We start from the raw sequence: 17,456 nt of genomic DNA on the forward strand, positions 1-17,456 counted from the left end.
TTACGCCTCCTCGACTGCCCGTTTCGCGGCCGCAAGCGCCTGCTCCAGATCGGCGATCAGGTCGTCGGCATGCTCGATGCCTACCGAGAATCGGAGCAGACGGTCGTCCACGCCGATCGCGCGCCGGATTTCTTCCGGAATGTCGGCATGCGTCTGTACCGACGGATACGTCATCAAGGACTCGACGCCGCCGAGGCTTTCCGCGAACGAAATCAGCTTAATGCTGGACAAGATATGCTCCACATAGCGGGCATCCTTCAGCCGGAACGAGAAGATGCCGGTGTTGCCCGAAGACTGGCGGTTCTGAATGTCATGCCCCGGATGATGCGGCAGCGCCGGATAATACACGTGTTCGACGGCCGGATGGGCCAGCAAATATTCGGCGATTCTCGTCGCGTTGTATTGATGGCGCTCCATCCGCAGCGCCAGCGTCTTCATGCCGCGCATGAGCAGCCAGCTGTCCTGCGGTCCAAGCACGGCGCCGATGGAATTGTGCAGAAACGCCATCTGCTGCGACAACTCCTGGCCTTTCGTTACGATGAGACCGGCCAGGACGTCGTTATGTCCGCCCAAATATTTCGTTGCGCTATGAATAACGATGTCGGCGCCAAGCTCGAGCGGCCGCTGGAAGAACGGCGTCAGCAGCGTGTTGTCCACGATCGTCAGCAGTCCTTTCGATTTCGCCCAAGCCGCGACGCGTTCGATATCGGTAATCATCATAAGCGGATTGGTCGGCGTTTCGATCAATACCGCTTTCGTATTCGGTCTACACAGCTCCGACATGGCGTCGATGTCGTTCGTATCGACGTAAGAAGCCGTTACGCCGAAGCGGCTCATAATTTTCTCCAGCAGCCGGTACGTGCCGCCGTACAGATCAAGCGATACGATCAAATGATCGCCTTGGCTGAAGTAGGCGAAAATCGTTTGCAGCGCGGCCATGCCGGAGCTGCAGGCGAACGCAGCGTCGCCGGATTCAAGCGAAGCGGCCGCTTCCTCCAGCACGGAGCGGGTCGGGCTTTTGGTGCGGGCGTAGTCAAAGCCGGTGCTTTGCCCGAGCTTCGGATGACGGAATGCCGTAGATTGATAGACCGGGAAGCTGACCGCTCCGGTCACGGGCTCGTTAACCGAGCCGATTTGCGCCAATTTGCTTTCGATTCTCATACTTAGACGACTCCCTTATCCGAATTTTAAATGCCGGCGCCAAGTTCATACGGCGTTTGCTGATAGACGTAATAGTTCAGCCAGTTGGAAAACAACAAGTTCGCATGGGCGCGCCACGTCGAACGCGGCGTTAGCTCGGGATTATCGCCCGGGAAATAATTTTTCGGCAGCTGGATATGGAGCCCCTTCGCCTTATCCCGATCATATTCGTACTTTAACGACAACGGATCGTACTCCGAATGGCCGGTGACGAATATTTGCTTGCCGTCGCGCGTGGCGACGATATAAATGCCGGATTCCTCGGACGCCGACAGTATTTCCAGCTCCTCGTTCGCTTCGATATCTTCGCGGCGCACTTCCGTATGACGGGATTGCGGCACGTAGAACAGCTCGTCGAAACCGCGCAGCAGCTGAACGTTTTGTTTCTCGACGGTATGCGGGAACACGCCGAAAATCTTCTCGTCGAGATTATATTTCGGTATGCCGAAATGATGGTACAGCCCCGCTTGGGAAGCCCAACAAATATGGAACGTGGACGTAACGTGCCGTTTGCTCCAGTCCATAATTTCCTGAAGCTCCTCCCAATAATCGACTTGCTCGAAAGGCAGCTGCTCCACCGGGGCGCCCGTGATGATCATGCCGTCGAAATATTCGTTTTTCACGTCCTCGAACGTCTTATAGAACGTTTCCAAATGCTCGGAAGGCGTATTTTTCGATACGTGCGTCCGAGGATGCAGCAAGACGAATTCGACCTGCAGCGCCGTATTGCCGATAAGGCGAAGCAGCTGGGTTTCCGTCGTTTCCTTCGTTGGCATCAGATTCAAAATCGCGATCCGCAGCGGGCGAATATCCTGATGAAAAGCGACGGTTTCGTCCATGACGAAAATGTTCTCGTTTGTTAACACTTCTTTGGCCGGCAAGTTGTCCGGAATTTTTAATGGCATGGCTGACACTCCCTATACCGAATATGGTGAAAAGCTTCTGCGATGTCTTCGACGATGAGCGGCGGCCTAAAATAAAAGGCCCTTTCCCGCAGAGAGAAAAGGCCGTATTTACATACCGTTTGCCTCTCTCATCTCTCAGAAACGCTTGTTTCCGCAAGAATTAGCACCGTGCATGTTCATGCCGGTTGCCGGGCTTCATCGGGCCAGTCCCTCCGCCTGCTCTTGATAAGAAAAGTATTGGTTATTCAATTGATGACCGAATGCAAAAATAAAGCTGTTAGACATATGCCTAACCATACTTTAATGGATTCCGCCGCCGCCGTCAAGATGGGAAAAGCAGAGCCGGAGCCGTCTTTAATTTTGTCTTGAATGTAAAGCTGGCCCGGGAGTATACTAGACAAGAATTGCGGTATGAGGCTTTATTCAATTCGACAAGCAAAGGAGTGGAACACGATGGAAGGCGACAAACCTAAGCCCCAAAGCCAGAACGTTTCGGCCAGCTCCGACCAGGAGCTTATTCGAATATGCATGCTGCCGGGCTGCGACAACCCGGTGCCGTCGCTTTTATCGCTGGCGTCCATTCCGCTCCTTGCGGAATAATCCGGACGCATCGGTAAACGGCCGACCGGCATCCTTTTGTTCCGTCCGGCAGCTTCTTTGCCTTATGGAATGAAAGGAAGTGTTAACCGATGAAAATCCGTCATGTAAACAACGGCGTATTCACTTTGATCGACGACATTGATACAACGCTTGTCCCGGCACCGGAAGGGTTCTATTGGATCGACGCCGATGTCGACGACCTTGCGCTGCTCCAGCCTCTGTTCAATCTGCACGACCTGGCGGTGGAAGACTGCCTGAACGAAGAAGAGCAGCGGCCGAAGCTTGAAATTTACGAAGGCCATTATTTTATTGTCGTAAACAGCATCCGCTTTGACGACGAAGAAATTTTTCTTCGCGCGCTGAACATTTTTCTCGGACGCCATTATATCATTACCGTTACCAGACAAAAGATTAACGAGCTGCGTACGCTCAAGCCCATTCTATGGGAGCAGGAAGTGAGCCGGCCCGATTATTTCCTTTATTATCTGATCGACCTTGTCGTCGATAACTATTTTATCGTCGGCGACCGGATCGACGACCGCATCGAACAGCTGGAAGAACACATTCTGATGCATACGAAAAAATCGCACTTGAACGAAATTATCGGTCTGCGCGGCGAAATCTTGTGGCTCCGCAAAATGCTCGGGCCGCAGCGCGACGTGATCGGGGCGCTCAACAAAAAAGAACTGCGGTTAATTGACGACCAGCTACAGAAGTATTTCGGCGATATTTACGAAAATGCCGTTAAAATATCCGAAACGTTCGATACGTACCGCGATTTGATGGGCAACTTGCGCGAAGCGTACCAGTCCAGCATTTCCGCCCGGGCGAACGAAATTATGCGCGTATTTACCGCGATAACGACGATTTTCATGCCGCTCACGTTCATTACCGGCATTTACGGCATGAACTTCGATTATATACCCGGCATGCATTCCCGGGGCGGCTCGCTCTTGCTGCTCGGTTTTATGTTTTTGCTCGGCCTCGGGATGTTTTATATTTTCCGCAAAAAAGATTGGCTATGAACCGCTTTGTTACACGAAACGCGCAGAGCTCCGGCATCCGGAACCGCGCGTTTTTTGCTTGCGAATAAAGCTGATATCGTTTACATTTCCGCTTTTGCCGTATCGGCTTGCTTCCTATATAATAGATAATGCCGCTGATTTAGCGGCAAAGGGGGGATGAATATGAATATAAGCCAGCTGGAAACGCTCCTCACCATTTCCAAAACGATGAGCTTTCGCAAAGCGGGAGAATTGCTCAATCTGACCCAGCCTGCCGTATCGGCGCAAATTAAAAGTCTTGAAGACGAATTCAAGACGATCCTGATCGACCGCAATCAGCCGGTGACGCTGACCGACAACGGAAAAGTATTTCTTGAGCATGCGGAGAAAATATTAGCGATTGTAGAAGAGCTGAAGCAGCGGCTCGACGACATGAACCAAACGCCGCAAGGCCATATTTTGCTAGGCACGACCTCATCCATAGCGATTCAAATTTTGCCGCGGGTATTGTCTTATTTCCAGAACCAGTTTCCGCTGATCAAAACGACCATCCACTCCATGCCGTCCGTCCAGGTCATGTCCAGCGTCGAGAATGGCACCGTAGATATTGGCATAACCTATCTTACGGAAAAAACGCCCGGCGTCGATTCGTCCATTTTGTATTACGACTCGTTTGTGCTTGTCGTTTCTCCTCATCACCCGATGAGCGCCCTCAATATGACGACCGTGGAGTCGCTCAAGGACACTCCGCTTATTATGCTTGCGCCGGATACGCTCGGCCGGCGGTTCGTCGACTCCATCTTCCGCAAAAACAATGTCGAACCGAATATCGTCATGGAGCTGTCGAGCAGCGAAGAAGTGAAACGGATGGTCGAAATCAATCTTGGCGCAGCCGTCGTATCCAAGCTGTCGATCGCTAACGAGCTGCGGCTCGGAACGCTCAAAATCATTAAAGTGAACGAATTCGAAATCGCTCATCCCGTCGGCGTCGTGTACAAATCGGGACGGTATTTGAACACCGCCATGCAGCAGTTTCTAAACGACTTGAAAGGGATGCCCGAGCATCATTTTATAAGCAGCGAATAATCGCTTCGCAGCAGGCTTTTTGTTCGAATCCCGATCCTTCGGGATATATTCGCAGAAACCTTTTGAAAGGGGACTTATGATGAAATTCGATCTTCATACCCATCACGAGCGGTGCGGACACGCGGACGGCACGATCGAAGACTACATAAAGGCGGGGATCGACGCCGGCCTGCAGGTTATCGGCATTTCGGACCATTCGCCTTATTTCGGCAGCGAAGAGGATCAGCCCTTCCCGAAAATCGCCATGGCCAAAAGCGCCCTGCAAGGCTACATCGACGAGGTGCTTCGGCTCAAGGAAAAATATAAAGGGCGCATCGAAGTGCTGCTCGGCATGGAATCCGATTTCTTCCCCGATTATGCCGAGATATACCGGGATGTATATGCCAAGCAGCCGTTCGATTATTTGATCGGCTCGGTCCATCATGTGCGGGGCATAAGCATCTTCAACAAAAAAAGGTTCAAAGGGTTGAACGAAGAGGAGCAGCTAAACGAGAAGCGGGAATATTACTCGCTCATCAAGCAATCCGCCTTAAGCCGAATGTTCGATATATTGGCTCATATCGACGCCATGAAGGCCTATTACCCCGCTTTCTCGGATATTCCCGCCCACCGGGAAATCGACGATACGCTGCAGACGATTGCGGAATGCGATATTGCGATCGAGATCAACACGTCCGGCAAAATGAAGGACGTCGGCGGCTGGTATCCGTCCGACGAGATTTTGGAGCGGGCCTGCCATTTCGGCGTGAAGGTCACCTTCGGTTCGGATGCGCATGTGCCGAGCCGGGTCGGCGACGAATTCGAGCTCGTCAAGAAACGGCTGAAGGAGATCGGCTTTAAGGATTGGGTCTATTACCGGAACCGGAAGAGAGTCGTCGTTCCGCTGTAATCGATCCGTCGTCCGCCGAAGCCCCTTATAGAGAAAAAAAGAACCGGCGCTCCGGCGCCGGCTTCGAAAGAAAGCTCTATAAAAAAAGGGGGTCTTGGCTATTATCATAACCCAGTAATGTTTTGGGACGATAACAGCATTGTTTCATTTATGTAACAAAAACCTCCCTCCTTTCTTTGGATCGTAAACGGCGCCAACTTATACAACCGGCGAAATATACTTACTTTTCTACAGCGCATATGTTACAATTAGAACATCAGAAACGGGGTGATGGGGTTGGACTATTCCACAATGTGTCCGAAATATGAAGCCGCATCCGATCTTTTAGGGAAGAAATGGACAGGCCGACTGATACGGGTGTTGCTTGGCGGCCCTAAGCGGTTCAAGGAGATTAAAGAGCAAATTCCCGAGATGAGCGACAAAATGCTGACGGACCGCATGAAAGAGCTTGAGGCCGAAGGCATTATTAAACGCAACGTTTACCCGGAAATGCCGGTTCGCATCGAATATGAGCTTACCCAAAAAGGCAAAGAGCTTCAGCCGGTAATCGAAACGATACAACGTTGGGGCGAAGCCTGGATGTAAAGATCGAAGCCGATTTACTTGAAAGACGGCTTATGTGGTGAAAGCATAGAGATCAAGTTCCTTTACGGAGCTTGGTCTCTTTGTTTGTATTGACATTTCCTGCATTCTCATTTATGATTAGTGATAATCATTATCAATTAATGGCGAAGGAAAGCCCTTTGGCCTTCTTGCCGCCAAAGGGCTTCGTTATTTTTAAAGGCAATTATTTCGTAAACCACTGCTTGAACAAATGTTTGGTCGTATCGCGGTTCATGGCCGCAATGGAAGTCGTAAGCGGAATGCCTTTCGGGCAGGAACGCACGCAGTTCTGCGAGTTGCCGCAGCCTTCGATGCCTCCGTCCTCCATCAGCGCTTCCAGACGCTCTTCCTTGTTCATCTCGCCCGTTGGATGGGCGTTGAACAACCGCACCTGCGATATAGCGGCCGGACCGATAAAGCTCGAACGGTCGTTGACGTTCGGGCACGATTCGAGGCATACGCCGCAAGTCATGCATTTGGCCAATTCGTACGCCCATTGGCGCTTCGATTCGGCCATTCTCGGACCCGGACCCAGATCGTATGTGCCGTCGATCGGAATCCAAGCCTTAACGCGCTTCAACGCGTTAAACATCCGTTCGCGATTGATAACCAGGTCGCGGACGACCGGGAACGTGCGCATCGGCTCCAGGCGGATCGGCTGCTCCAGCTGATCGATCAGCGCGCTGCACGCCTGGCGCGGTTTGCCGTTAATGACCATGGAGCATGCGCCGCATACTTCTTCAAGGCAATTCGATTCCCAGTTGACCGGCGTCGTCCGGGAGCCGTCGGCTTTGACCGGGTTGCGCTGAATTTCCATGAGCGCGCTGATGACGTTCATGTTGCGGCGGTACGGAACTTCGAACTCCTCTTTATACGGCGCCGAATCGGGACTATCTTGGCGGGTTATGATAAATTTGACCGTTTGTTGAGCGGTTGCTGTTGTCGCCATCGTGATTCTCCTTTCCTGCCATTAATGTTTGTTGGAAGTGTAATCGCGCTTGCGCGGCTTAATGAGCGATACGTCGACTTCTTCGTAGCTGATCTTCGGCCCTTCCGGCGTCCAATCGGCGATTGTCGTCTTCAGGAACTCTTCGTCGTTCCGTTCCGGGAATTCCGGCTTGTAATGCGCCCCGCGGCTTTCGTTGCGGAGAAGCGCGCCGAGCGTCATCGTCTCGGCAAGCTCCAGCATATTCCACAGCTGGCGGGTGAAGGCGACGCCCGAGTTGTTCCATTGGCTCGAGTCGTTTACGTTAATGTTGCGGTAACGCTCTTTCAACTCTTTGATTTTGTTGATCGTTTCTTCAAGCTTCTTGTTGTAGCGGACGACTGTCATATTGTTGGTCATCCATTCGCCCAGCTCTTTATGAATGACATAGGCGTTTTCGGTGCCGTTCATCTTCAGAATGCTTTCGTACTTGTCCGTTTGCTCTTTCGCCGCGCGGTCGAAGACAGCGGACGAAACGTCCTCGGCCGATTTTTTGAGACCTTTAATATATTCGACCGCTTTCGGGCCGGACACCATGCCGCCGAAAATGGCCGACAGCAGCGAGTTGGCGCCCAGACGGTTAGCGCCGTGATATTGATATTCGCATTCCCCTGCCGCAAACAGGCCCGGGATGTTGGTCATCTGGTTGTAATCGACCCATAAGCCGCCCATCGAGTAGTGAACGGCCGGGAAAATTTTCATCGGCACCTTGCGAGGGTCGTCCCCCACGAATTTCTCGTAAATTTCGAGGATGCCGCCGAGCTTGACGTTCAGCTCCTTCGGATCTTTGTGCGACAGGTCGAGATAAACTTTGTTCTCGCCGTCGATGCCGAGCTTCTGGTTGACGCATACGTCGAAAATTTCGCGCGTCGCGATATCCCGCGGCACGAGGTTTCCGTAGGCCGGATATTTCTCCTCAAGGAAGTACCAAGGCTTACCGTCCTTGTACGTCCAGATGCGTCCGCCTTCGCCGCGCGCCGATTCCGACATGAGCCGGTTCTTGTCGTCGCCCGGGATGGCGGTCGGGTGAATCTGGATCATTTCGCCGTTCGCGTAGCGTACGCCTTGCTGGTATACCGCGCTCGCAGCCGTACCGGTGTTAATAACGGAGTTCGTCGTTTTGCCGAAAATAATGCCCGGTCCGCCGGAGGCGAGAATAACCGCATCGGAACGGAACGCTTGCACTTCCATGGAACGCAGGCTTTGAGCCGTTATGCCGCGGCATACGCCCTCTTCGTCCAGGATAGCGCCCAGAAACTCCCAATGTTCGAACTTCTTGACGAGGCCGGCCGTTTCCCAGCGGCGAACCTGCTCGTCTAGCGCGTACAGCAGCTGTTGGCCGGTCGTGGCACCGGCAAACGCGGTACGGTGATATTGCGTGCCCCCGAAACGGCGGAAATCGAGCAAACCTTCCGGCGTACGGCTGAACATGACGCCCATCCGGTCCATCAGGTTAATAATGCCCGGAGCCGCTTCGCACATCGCTTTGACCGGCGGCTGGTTCGCGAGAAAGTCTCCGCCGTATACCGTGTCGTCGAAATGCTCCCAAGGCGAATCGCCTTCGCCCTTTGTATTGACGGCGCCGTTGATGCCGCCCTGCGCGCAGACCGAGTGGGAACGCTTAACCGGAACGAGGGAGAATAAATCGACATGAACGCCTGCTTCTGCTGCTTTAATCGTGGCCATCAGCCCGGCGAGGCCTCCGCCGACGATAATGATTTTATTATTAGCCATTAGCTTTCGCTCCTTCTCTTCAAAACTAACCGATATTCACTAACCGATATTCATGAACAAGTTAGCTGCGGACGCCGCTTCCGCGAATTCTTCGCCCGTAAATGCAGTGATCGACAAAATAAACAACAGCGATACGATGACGAAGATGACCATGCAAACGTACGACGAAACGCGCTGCGCGCGCGGGCCGATCGTAATGCCCCAGCTGATCAGGAATGCCCACAGGCCGTTGGCGAAGTGGAACGTCGCCGCAAGTACGCCGATCGTGTACAGCACGATAGCGACAGGATTAGAGAAAATGCCGTGCATATGCATGCCGAGCTCTTCGTGCGTCACGTTGCCGAGCGCAACCTGGAACCGCGTATCGTAGACATGCCACAATACGAAAATGAACGTAATGATCCCGGTAATCCGCTGAAGCGTAAACGCCCAGTTGCGGCTGTATTGAAAGCGGTTGTTGTTCCAGTTGGACTGGTACGCCATGTACAAGCCGTAAACGCCGTGGAACAAGAGCGGCAGGAAGATGCCGAAAATCTCCAGAAACGTCACGAGCGGGAGACTGTTGAGAAAGCTAACCCCTTTATTAAACCCCTCCGGTCCGTCCTGGAATGCCATGTAGTTCGTGAGAGCGTGTTCAATGATGAACAGGCCAAGCGGAATCACCCCGAGCAGCGAATGGATTTTCCGAGGCAAATACGAATTTCCCTTCATAAAATCGCCTTCTCCTTTCATGTTGTGCAGCTTTTAGTTTCTCATTTTTTCCAAATAAAACTTTTCTCATTTTAACCCCGGCCCGTACCCCCGTCAACAAATATTGACACAGTTTAGCCACACTTCACATGGTACTCCTTTTATGCTTATAATGGAATTGCTTATTATTTATAATTTCTTATAACAATAAAGCATAAGGGATTCGCACAAAGGAGCCATCGCGATGCTAGACGAATTAGCCGTATTTACCGCCGTTGTCGAGCAGTCCAGCATGAACAAGGCTGCAGCCCTGCTCAACTTGTCCCAGCCCGCCTTGTCCCGCAAAATCGCCAAGCTCGAAGAAGAGCTGGGCGTAGAGCTGTTCCGCCGCATCGGCAAACGGCTGGAGCTGACGCGGGTCGGGCAGTTGACTTACGACTACGCGATTGAAATGCGCCAGCTTCATCATAAATATTTGCAAACGCTGTCGGAATATGTGAAGGCCGGCCGGACATCCGTCACGATCGGAGCGAGCCTGACGACGCTCCAGACGACGCTGCCCGATTTCATCCAATCGCTGACGCAAAGCCATCCGGAATTCGACATCAAGGCCGTGACGGGCAAAACGCACGAAATCGTGACGCTCGTCCGCGAAGGCAGAGCCGACGTCGGACTTGTCGCTTCGCGCATTGCGGATCCGCAGCTGCATTGCGTCCCGCTGTTCAACGACCATCTGCTTCTCGTGCTTCCCAAAAGCATGATGCTCATGAGCGACAAAGATCCGGTCGACATTCATGTACTGGACGGCTTGCCGATGATTTTGTTCTCGAAAGGAACGTGGTACCGGATTTTGACCGACGAGCTGTTCTCGAAGCACAACCTGCAGCCGGACGTACGGATGGAAATCGATTCGTTCGAAGCGATCCTTCGCTTGCTGCATACGTGCCGCGCCGGAACGCTGCTGCCCAAATCGTATATGCGAGAGCAGCTGCTGGCCGACAACGAGCTGCAGATCGTACCGATCCGCGAGCTGGAGGAAACGAAACGGACGACCTCGATTATTTATAACGATCCGAGCAGTCTCCATCCTTCGATCCGAGCTTGGATCAAGCAGCTGTCGCAAGGCAAGCCGCAATATTGAGAATGAATCTCATATATAATAGAAGAAACACAAAAGGACAGCCTTGCGGCTGTCCCTAGTTTCACCCAATGTATGCCAATCCATGCCGGCTGGCAGGCGTTATTTATACGCTACTTCGCTACCGCATGCTCGAATTTGTCGATCTGGTCGTTCGTCCCGATCACGACGAGGACGTCCCTCTCGCGCAGCACCTCGCCCGCCGTCGGAGCTATAATGACGCCGCTTGTTTTGTTGATCGCGACGATGCTGCAGCCGTATTTCGCCCTCGGATTGATTTCCTGCAACGATTTGCCGTCCAGTCCCCTCGGCACGGTCAGCTCCGCGATCGAATAATCGGCCGACAATTCGATATAATCCAGCAAGTTCGGCGATACAAGCTGATGCGCCACCCGAATGCCCATGTCCCGCTCCGGATAAACGACCCGGTCTACGCCCAGCTTCTCCAGCACCCGGCCGTGAAGCTCGCTGATCGCCTTGGCGACCACCTTCTTCACCCCGAGATCCTTCAGCTGTATCGTCGTCAGGATGCTGGCCTGAATGTCGTCCCCGATCGCCACTACGCCGCAATCGAAATTACGGACGCCAAGCGATCGCAGCACTTCCTCGTCCGTACATTCCGCCACGACGGCATGCGTCAGAATGTCGCTCATCTCCTGCACCGCTTCCTCGTCCTTGTCGATGCCCAGCACCTCGTAGCCCAGCTTCATGAGCTCTTTCCCCAAGCTCGAGCCGAAACGCCCAAGTCCGATAATGACATAGCCGTTCGCTTTCAACATGTGATAATTTCCCCTATCCGATCGTAATTTTGCCTTCCGGGTAACGGAAAAGCTCTTTTTCTGTTTTTGGACCAAGCGCATATGCCAGCGTTAACGGACCGAGCCGCCCCGCAAACATGGTGAACGCGATGATGATTTTGCCGATATCGGTTAATTCCGGCGTCAGGCCCAGCGACAATCCTACCGTGCCGAACGCGGACGTCACCTCGAATAAAATTTTTATAAATTGCTGATCCTCCGTCGTCGCCAGCACCATCGTCACAAGAATGACGAGGGACAGCGACAGCATCGTAATGGTCAACGCCTTGAAGATGCGGTCTTTCGCAAGCCTGTGCCGGAAAAATACGATATCTTCCCGCCCGCGGATCATCGCGATAACGGCGCCGATCAGCGTCGTAAAAGTCGTCGTCTTGATCCCGCCGCCGGTCGAACCCGGCGAAGCGCCGATAAACATAAGCATGATCGTAAAAAACACCGTCGCCTGCCGAAGCGCCGTATAGTCAAGCGTGTTGGCGCCCGCCGTCCGGGGCGTAACGGACTGGAACATCGACGCCCATATTTTGCCGCCCCAGTCGAGCGAACCCAAAGTCTTCGCATTGGAATACTCGAATATGAATATGACGATCGTTCCGACCGCAAGCAACACTCCCGTCGTCGTCAATACGACTTTGCTATGCAGCGACAGCTTTCGAAGCTTCCGATACCCGATAATGTCGGACAATACTACGAAGCCCAAGCCGCCGAGAACGATAAGACCCATGGCCGTTATATTGACGACAGGATCGCCGACGTACAGCGTCAAGCTGCGAAATTCGCCGAATATATCGAAGCCGGCGTTGTTGAAAAGTGAAATCGCATGGAAAATGCCGAAGTAAGCCGCTTTGCCCGGCGGCATGTCAAACGCGAACCGCAAAGCGAACAAGACCGCCCCGATAAGCTCGACCGCGACGGAATAGATCAGCACCTTGCGGATAAGGCGCACGATTCCTTCCATGCTGCTTTGGTTCATCGCTTCCTGCAGCAGAAGCCGCTCCCTGAGCGATATCCGTTTCTTCAGCACGAGCGCAAACAACGTTGCCATCGTCATGAAGCCAAGGCCGCCTACCTGAATGAGAACAAGCAAGATGATTTGTCCCCAGACGGAAAAATAAGTGCCCGTGTCCACTACGACAAGTCCGGTCACGCAGGTGGCGGAAGTGGCCGTAAACAAGGCGTCGATAAACGGCAGCCGCTCCCCGCTGCTCGAAGCGAACGGCTGGCTCAGCAGAACGGCGCCAAGCAAAATGATACAGGCGAAGCCGGCGACCAAAATGCGCGGCGGAGACCATTGCCCTATGCGCAAGCCGTTCCAATTCCATTTCGTCACTTTCCAATTCCTCTCTTTCATTACGGATGCCGCAAGCCGGAACGACTATTTTGAACATAAGCCCGCATCCTTCGCAAAACCGAAAAACGAATTTCCGGGCACAAAAAAAAGCACTGGACATCCAATGCTGTTCGCGAATGAGTCCTGTTCCATGCTGCCTACGAGGTTAGCTGTCGGATTCGGGCCTGGACAGGCAGCCCTATTCGGCAAAGCCGCGGCGTCAGCGCGAGACTTCGTCGAAATTCACCCCTTGCCCGTCCCCTGCATCCAAGCCGCTGCGCAGCGGCCTAAAGCGGGACGAACGGTTGGTTCCCCCGTTTTCTTTTCAGAAATTCGGCAATCGATATGATTGTTATGACGTAACTGATTATAGCTTTATTCCATGGCAAGCACAAAACGCAGATGAGCGATAATCCGGCGTTATTTGTCCAAATAAGGGCGGGAACGGCTAGCAATTGGCATTGCGCTCGCCGCGAGTCGTTATTTCTCTTTTTTGTACGGCCGCGCTGCTTTTTTGTGAAGGTTAACCATCTGTGATATTGTAATGCTAACCGGACTTTTTCGAAAAAAAGAAACCTTCAGGAGGTGAACGATGATCCACACGATTCAAGCGGGAGAGTGGAAGCGGTTCGGCTTGGCCGCCGTTCTGTGCGCCGCCGTCTTTATCGTCATCCAGCTGCTCCCGATGGCTGCCGAGATGCCGGAAGCGCCGGCAGCGCAAGTATTGGAGAAAAGCAAAGCCGAGAAGCTGGCGCTCGATTTCGCCGCCGAGCAGTTCAAGCTTCCGGCCGCGGCGGCCCATACCGTCCATCAATCCGACAGCCTGCTGTACGGCTATTTGTCCAAATCGGAGCTGCTGACGGAATACGGATCGCAATACGGTTTATTGTTCCCAACCGACACGTACCAGACGGAAATCGAACTAAACGGCGGTTACACGGCGTACGTCTATACCCACATGGAAACGGGCCGCGTCGTCGCCTGGCATGTCCTTGGCGCCGCTCCCGCCGAACCGATGGACGACGAGGAAGCGTCCAAGCTGGCGGCCGAGCGCGGACTGGCGGACGGCTCCCTTACCGGAGGAACCCCGGGCGATAACGGCGAAACCATCTATTATCCGAAAGGATATGCAATCGGCGACGCCAAGCTTGCGCTTACGATCGCTGCGGGATATTTGGACGGGACGGAAGAAGCCGTCACGGCTTACATTCCCCGGTTCGTCGTACCGGCCGGTTACGAAACGTACGTCAACGAACAACAGCAGCTCGCCGGTCAATTGTCGACTTACGGCTTCCTCTTGATGAGCGGCGTAATGTTTATATTGGCCATCGTATATTCCATTTTGTATGCCAGACATACTTCGTTCCGCCGCGGATTGCTGCTATCGGCCATTTTTCTCGTTTTTTATTTGTACAACAATTACAATACGATCGGCGGGATCCGGGCGTCGATCGGAGAAGCGGCGAATGCCGACGTTTATGTCGCCGTCATGTTCGTCATCTCCACGATCTTGTCCGTACTGCTTGGCCTTTCCGTTTATTTCTCGCTCGTGGCGGGGGACGGCATGTGGCGGGCCAAGCTGAAGCCGCTTTGGCCCCGCTTCGGGGACAAAGGCTACGGGGAATACATATGGCGCAGCGTAGGCCTCGGCTATTTGTTTGCGGTGATCATACTGGGCATTCAGTCGGTCGTGCTGCTCGCTCTTCAGCTTATGACGGGAGCTTGGTCGACCACGGACGTCTCGCAGTCGGCGTACAACATGGTTTCTCCGCTGCTGCTGCCGGTCATGGCTTGGTGCGCGGCGATCTCCGAGGAAGCGGTATACCGAATGTTCGGCATCGCGCTCGTCGAGCGTCTTGTGAAAAACCGGTTTGTCGCCATTCTTGTTCCGACGGTCATCTGGGCGTTCGGCCACGTGTCCTACCCGATATTCCCGTCGACGACAAGGCTGTTCGAATTAATCGTGATCGGCTTTGTATTTGCGGCCATCTTCTTGCGTTACGGCTTCATTACGGCCGTCTTCGCGCACGCGATTTTCGACTCCATCCTGATGAGCTCGTCGCTCATGCTGATGGGCGGATCGCTCAACATTGCCGCCGGCTTGTTTTATATCGCGCTTCCGGCGCTGATCGCATGGCTTATCCGCTGGCGTCACCGCCGATGGGCCGCATCGGGCGGAAGCCTGCCAAGGCTAAGCTGACAACGAAAGAAAAGGAATGAACCTCTCAAGGCTCATTCCTTTTCTTCGTTTAACGCGTCCAAAATTTGCCGTGCCAGCTTCTCGCCGATCGAAAGCGGCTTGAAGTCCTCGACGGACGCTTCTTTTATTTTTTTGAGCGAGCCGAAGTGCTTCAATAGCGCTTTCCGGCGCTTCTCCCCGACGCCCGGAATGGAGTCCAGCCGGGAGGCGACCATCGATTTCGCGCGCTGCTCGCGGTGGAACGTAATCGCAAACCGGTGCACTTCCTCCTGAATGCGCTGGAGCAAATAAAACTCCTGGCTGTCCCGGGGCAGCGGCACGATTTCCGGGGGCTCCCCGATCATCAGCTGCGCGGTTTTATGCTTCTCGTCCTTGACTAGGCCGCAAACCGGTATATCAAGCCCCAGCTCGTTCTCCAAAATATCGATGGCCGCGGAAATTTGCCCTTTGCCGCCGTCCACCACGATCAGATCGGGCCGCGGCAAATTTTCCTTCAGCACCCGCTCGTACCGTCTCCGGATCACCTCGCGCATCGTCTCGTAATCGTCCGGCCCTTGCACGGTCCGCACTTTATATTTCCGGTATTCCTTCCGGTCCGGCTTGCCGTCCGTGAACACGACCATCGCCGATACCGGATTCGTTCCTTGAATGTTCGAGTTGTCGAACGCTTCGATCCGGTGCAGCTCCGGCAGTCCAAGCCGCTTGCCGAGCCCTTCGGACGCCTTGACGCTCCGTTCCTCGTCGCGTTCGATCAGGCGGAATTTGTCTTCCAGCATAATTTTCGCGTTGTCGATCGCCATCGAGACGACTTCGCTTTTGGCCCCGCGCTGCGGCATTAACACCTTCACATGCAGCCAATCCTGCAGCATGCTTGTGATTTCGTCGAGACCCTGCATCTCCTCGCCCGCTCCCGCAGCGGGAAGCGGCAGCAGAATTTGCTTCGGCAAAGCCGGATTGTCGCTGTAATATTGCGTGACGAACGTCAGGAAATCGTCGTATTCCTCGCCGTAATAAGGAAACGTCGTCGCATGCCGCTCGATCAGCTTGCCTTTGCGCATATACAGAATTTGAACGCACATCCACCCTTTGTCCGTCGCATAGCCGAATACGTCGCGGTCGAGCGCGTCGTTCAACGTAATTTTCTGCTTCTCCATCACGGCGTCGATGGCGATGATCTGATCCCGGTATTCCTTGGCCCGCTCGAACTCGAGCTGCTCGGCCGCGGCAGCCATCTTGCTTTCGAGCTCGGCCCGGACGGCGTCGTGCCCGCCGTTCAGAAATTTCGTAATTTCCTGCACCATCTTCTCGTAAGTGCCGGGCTGCACCTCGTATTCGCACGGCGCGATGCATTGGCCGATATGATAATACAAGCACACTTTATCCGGCAGCGTCTTGCATTTGCGCAGCGGATACAGCCGGTCAAGCAGCTTCTTCGTCTGCTGCGCGGCGAAGGCGTTCGGGTACGGCCCGAAATATTTGCCCTTATCCTTGACGATCTTCCTCGTCACTTCCAGACGGGGATGCGCTTCGGCCGTTATTTTTATATAAGGGAACGTTTTGTCGTCCTTCAGCAGAACGTTGTAACGCGGATGATATTGTTTGATCAGGTTGCATTCGAGTATTAGCGCCTCGATATTGCTTCCGGTCACGATAAAATCGAAATCGCGGATTTCCGACACCAGCCGCTGCGTTTTGCCGTTATGGCTGCCGTTGAAGTAGGAGCGGACCCGGTTTTTCAGCACTTTGGCTTTGCCGACGTAAATAATGGTCCCTTCCCCGTTCTTCATCAAGTAGCAGCCGGGCTTATCCGGGAGCAGCGCCAGCTTGTTGCGTATCAACTCGTTCGCTTCCGCCCGCGATACGGCCGGGCTTCCGCTTCCATGCTCGTCCATGCTCTCCCCCCATTCCTGCATGATATAGCTATCATTTTATCATATTTGGCCCGATAAAATCAGGATGGCTTGTAACGCTTTACAGATGTTGGCTTTATTGGGTATACTATTATAAGCTTACGAAGATTATACTAGTCCATACGGGGTTACAATCTAACCTGCCATCCTTGAAGGAGGACGACAACCAATGGAGAACGTGAATGCAAGAGACCCGCGCGAGCATGTAAACGAAGAGCCCAGAAACGACCTGCAGGACGTCGTATTCGGCTTCGGCGGGATGCTTCTGTTTATGACCGTCATCTTCTTTGCAGCCGTCATCGTAAAGTTTATCATTACATAAGGGACCGGTGCTCCTGTCTCTTTGTATGTTTTTCGAATTGAACAA

At 53.6% G+C, this 17,456-nt stretch carries 16 protein-coding genes and 2 riboswitches; of the genes, 8 read left to right on the forward strand and 8 right to left on the reverse strand.

Annotation, left to right across the window (positions count from 1 at the left end):
• Positions 1 to 1,161, reverse strand: coding sequence for a PLP-dependent transferase (locus tag ACFSW5_RS02575; RefSeq protein ID WP_379269427.1), 1,161 nt, complete (start codon positions 1,159 to 1,161; stop codon positions 1 to 3).
• 26 nt (positions 1,162 to 1,187) lie between these two features.
• Positions 1,188 to 2,105, reverse strand: a complete 918-nt coding sequence (gene metA / locus ACFSW5_RS02580) for a homoserine O-acetyltransferase MetA (RefSeq protein ID WP_379269430.1) — start codon at positions 2,103 to 2,105, stop codon at positions 1,188 to 1,190.
• 125 nt (positions 2,106 to 2,230) lie between these two features.
• Positions 2,231 to 2,337, reverse strand: a riboswitch (SAM riboswitch).
• Positions 2,338 to 2,558: 221 nt separating this feature from the next.
• On the opposite strand from metA, the gene ACFSW5_RS02585 reads away from it, so the two are divergent.
• The 5 genes from ACFSW5_RS02585 to ACFSW5_RS02605 all read left to right on the forward strand — a co-directional run bounded on the left by ACFSW5_RS02585 (position 2,559) and on the right by ACFSW5_RS02605 (position 6,269).
• Complete coding sequence (locus ACFSW5_RS02585) at positions 2,559 to 2,705, forward strand: hypothetical protein (protein ID WP_379269432.1); 147 nt, start codon at positions 2,559 to 2,561, stop codon at positions 2,703 to 2,705.
• An 89-nt stretch (positions 2,706 to 2,794) separates the two neighbouring features.
• Positions 2,795 to 3,730 carry a magnesium/cobalt transporter CorA gene (gene corA, locus ACFSW5_RS02590; protein WP_379269434.1) on the forward strand — a complete coding sequence of 312 codons (936 nt, stop codon included), beginning with the start codon at positions 2,795 to 2,797 and terminating at the stop codon, positions 3,728 to 3,730.
• 162 nt (positions 3,731 to 3,892) lie between these two features.
• A complete protein-coding gene (locus ACFSW5_RS02595; protein ID WP_379269437.1) occupies positions 3,893 to 4,795 on the forward strand; it encodes a LysR family transcriptional regulator in 903 nt (300 codons plus the stop codon).
• 79 nt (positions 4,796 to 4,874) lie between these two features.
• On the forward strand, positions 4,875 to 5,684 hold the full coding sequence (locus tag ACFSW5_RS02600; protein WP_379269439.1) for a histidinol-phosphatase: 810 nt from the start codon (positions 4,875 to 4,877) through the stop codon (positions 5,682 to 5,684).
• 276 nt (positions 5,685 to 5,960) lie between these two features.
• Complete coding sequence (locus tag ACFSW5_RS02605) at positions 5,961 to 6,269, forward strand: winged helix-turn-helix transcriptional regulator (protein ID WP_379269442.1); 309 nt, start codon at positions 5,961 to 5,963, stop codon at positions 6,267 to 6,269.
• 202 nt (positions 6,270 to 6,471) lie between these two features.
• Here the strand turns inward: ACFSW5_RS02605 and sdhB are convergent, their stop codons facing one another.
• The 3 genes from sdhB to ACFSW5_RS02620 are packed head-to-tail and all read right to left on the reverse strand — an operon-like array spanning position 6,472 to position 9,717.
• Complete coding sequence (gene sdhB, locus ACFSW5_RS02610) at positions 6,472 to 7,236, reverse strand: succinate dehydrogenase iron-sulfur subunit (RefSeq protein WP_379269445.1); 765 nt, start codon at positions 7,234 to 7,236, stop codon at positions 6,472 to 6,474.
• A gap of 21 nt (positions 7,237 to 7,257) precedes the next feature.
• Positions 7,258 to 9,006, reverse strand: a complete 1,749-nt coding sequence (sdhA, locus tag ACFSW5_RS02615; RefSeq protein WP_379269447.1) for a succinate dehydrogenase flavoprotein subunit — start codon at positions 9,004 to 9,006, stop codon at positions 7,258 to 7,260.
• 39 nt (positions 9,007 to 9,045) lie between these two features.
• On the reverse strand, positions 9,046 to 9,717 hold the full coding sequence (locus ACFSW5_RS02620; protein WP_379269449.1) for a succinate dehydrogenase cytochrome b558 subunit: 672 nt from the start codon (positions 9,715 to 9,717) through the stop codon (positions 9,046 to 9,048).
• A 223-nt stretch (positions 9,718 to 9,940) separates the two neighbouring features.
• Here ACFSW5_RS02620 and ACFSW5_RS02625 point away from each other — a divergent pair, with 223 nt between their 5' ends.
• Positions 9,941 to 10,837, forward strand: coding sequence for a LysR family transcriptional regulator (locus ACFSW5_RS02625; protein ID WP_379269452.1), 897 nt, complete (start codon positions 9,941 to 9,943; stop codon positions 10,835 to 10,837).
• Positions 10,838 to 10,947: 110 nt separating this feature from the next.
• Here ACFSW5_RS02625 and ACFSW5_RS02630 read toward each other — a convergent pair whose 3' ends face one another.
• Positions 10,948 to 11,613: a potassium channel family protein gene (locus ACFSW5_RS02630; RefSeq protein WP_379269454.1), complete on the reverse strand. Its 666-nt coding sequence runs from the start codon at positions 11,611 to 11,613 to the stop codon at positions 10,948 to 10,950.
• A 13-nt stretch (positions 11,614 to 11,626) separates the two neighbouring features.
• Positions 11,627 to 12,979, reverse strand: a complete 1,353-nt coding sequence (locus ACFSW5_RS02635; protein WP_379269456.1) for a TrkH family potassium uptake protein — start codon at positions 12,977 to 12,979, stop codon at positions 11,627 to 11,629.
• 140 nt (positions 12,980 to 13,119) lie between these two features.
• A riboswitch (cyclic di-AMP (ydaO/yuaA leader) is annotated at positions 13,120 to 13,328 on the reverse strand.
• 243 nt (positions 13,329 to 13,571) lie between these two features.
• On the opposite strand from ACFSW5_RS02635, the gene ACFSW5_RS02640 reads away from it, so the two are divergent.
• Entirely contained in the window at positions 13,572 to 15,179 is a 1,608-nt protein-coding gene (locus ACFSW5_RS02640) for a CPBP family intramembrane glutamic endopeptidase (protein WP_379269459.1), read from the forward strand.
• A gap of 32 nt (positions 15,180 to 15,211) precedes the next feature.
• Here ACFSW5_RS02640 and uvrC read toward each other — a convergent pair whose 3' ends face one another.
• A complete protein-coding gene (gene uvrC / locus ACFSW5_RS02645) occupies positions 15,212 to 17,071 on the reverse strand; it encodes an excinuclease ABC subunit UvrC (protein ID WP_379269462.1) in 1,860 nt (619 codons plus the stop codon).
• Between the two features lie 187 nt (positions 17,072 to 17,258).
• Here uvrC and ACFSW5_RS02650 point away from each other — a divergent pair, with 187 nt between their 5' ends.
• On the forward strand, positions 17,259 to 17,411 hold the full coding sequence (locus ACFSW5_RS02650) for a YqzM family protein (RefSeq protein WP_379269464.1): 153 nt from the start codon (positions 17,259 to 17,261) through the stop codon (positions 17,409 to 17,411).
• Positions 17,412 to 17,456 lie beyond the last annotated feature (45 nt).

Source organism: Paenibacillus thailandensis, from assembly GCF_042685365.1.
Taxonomy (GTDB): Bacteria; Bacillota; Bacilli; order Paenibacillales; family Paenibacillaceae; genus Paenibacillus_AP; species Paenibacillus_AP thailandensis.

What these genes read in the sequence shown, in the direction of transcription:
- metA (WP_379269430.1), bottom strand. Translation starts at nt 2,105, where the DNA reads ATGCCATTAAAAATTCCGGACAACTTGCCGGCCAAAGAAGTGTTAACA.
- ACFSW5_RS02630 (WP_379269454.1), bottom strand. Translation starts at nt 11,613, where the DNA reads ATGTTGAAAGCGAACGGCTATGTCATTATCGGACTTGGGCGTTTCGGC.
- ACFSW5_RS02585 (WP_379269432.1), top strand. Translation starts at nt 2,559, where the DNA reads ATGGAAGGCGACAAACCTAAGCCCCAAAGCCAGAACGTTTCGGCCAGC.
- ACFSW5_RS02595 (WP_379269437.1), top strand. Translation starts at nt 3,893, where the DNA reads ATGAATATAAGCCAGCTGGAAACGCTCCTCACCATTTCCAAAACGATG.
- ACFSW5_RS02600 (WP_379269439.1), top strand. Translation starts at nt 4,875, where the DNA reads ATGAAATTCGATCTTCATACCCATCACGAGCGGTGCGGACACGCGGAC.
- ACFSW5_RS02620 (WP_379269449.1), bottom strand. Translation starts at nt 9,717, where the DNA reads ATGAAGGGAAATTCGTATTTGCCTCGGAAAATCCATTCGCTGCTCGGG.
- sdhB (WP_379269445.1), bottom strand. Translation starts at nt 7,236, where the DNA reads ATGGCGACAACAGCAACCGCTCAACAAACGGTCAAATTTATCATAACC.
- uvrC (WP_379269462.1), bottom strand. Translation starts at nt 17,071, where the DNA reads ATGGACGAGCATGGAAGCGGAAGCCCGGCCGTATCGCGGGCGGAAGCG.
- ACFSW5_RS02625 (WP_379269452.1), top strand. Translation starts at nt 9,941, where the DNA reads ATGCTAGACGAATTAGCCGTATTTACCGCCGTTGTCGAGCAGTCCAGC.
- sdhA (WP_379269447.1), bottom strand. Translation starts at nt 9,006, where the DNA reads ATGGCTAATAATAAAATCATTATCGTCGGCGGAGGCCTCGCCGGGCTG.
- corA (WP_379269434.1), top strand. Translation starts at nt 2,795, where the DNA reads ATGAAAATCCGTCATGTAAACAACGGCGTATTCACTTTGATCGACGAC.
- ACFSW5_RS02640 (WP_379269459.1), top strand. Translation starts at nt 13,572, where the DNA reads ATGATCCACACGATTCAAGCGGGAGAGTGGAAGCGGTTCGGCTTGGCC.
- ACFSW5_RS02650 (WP_379269464.1), top strand. Translation starts at nt 17,259, where the DNA reads ATGGAGAACGTGAATGCAAGAGACCCGCGCGAGCATGTAAACGAAGAG.
- ACFSW5_RS02575 (WP_379269427.1), bottom strand. Translation starts at nt 1,161, where the DNA reads ATGAGAATCGAAAGCAAATTGGCGCAAATCGGCTCGGTTAACGAGCCC.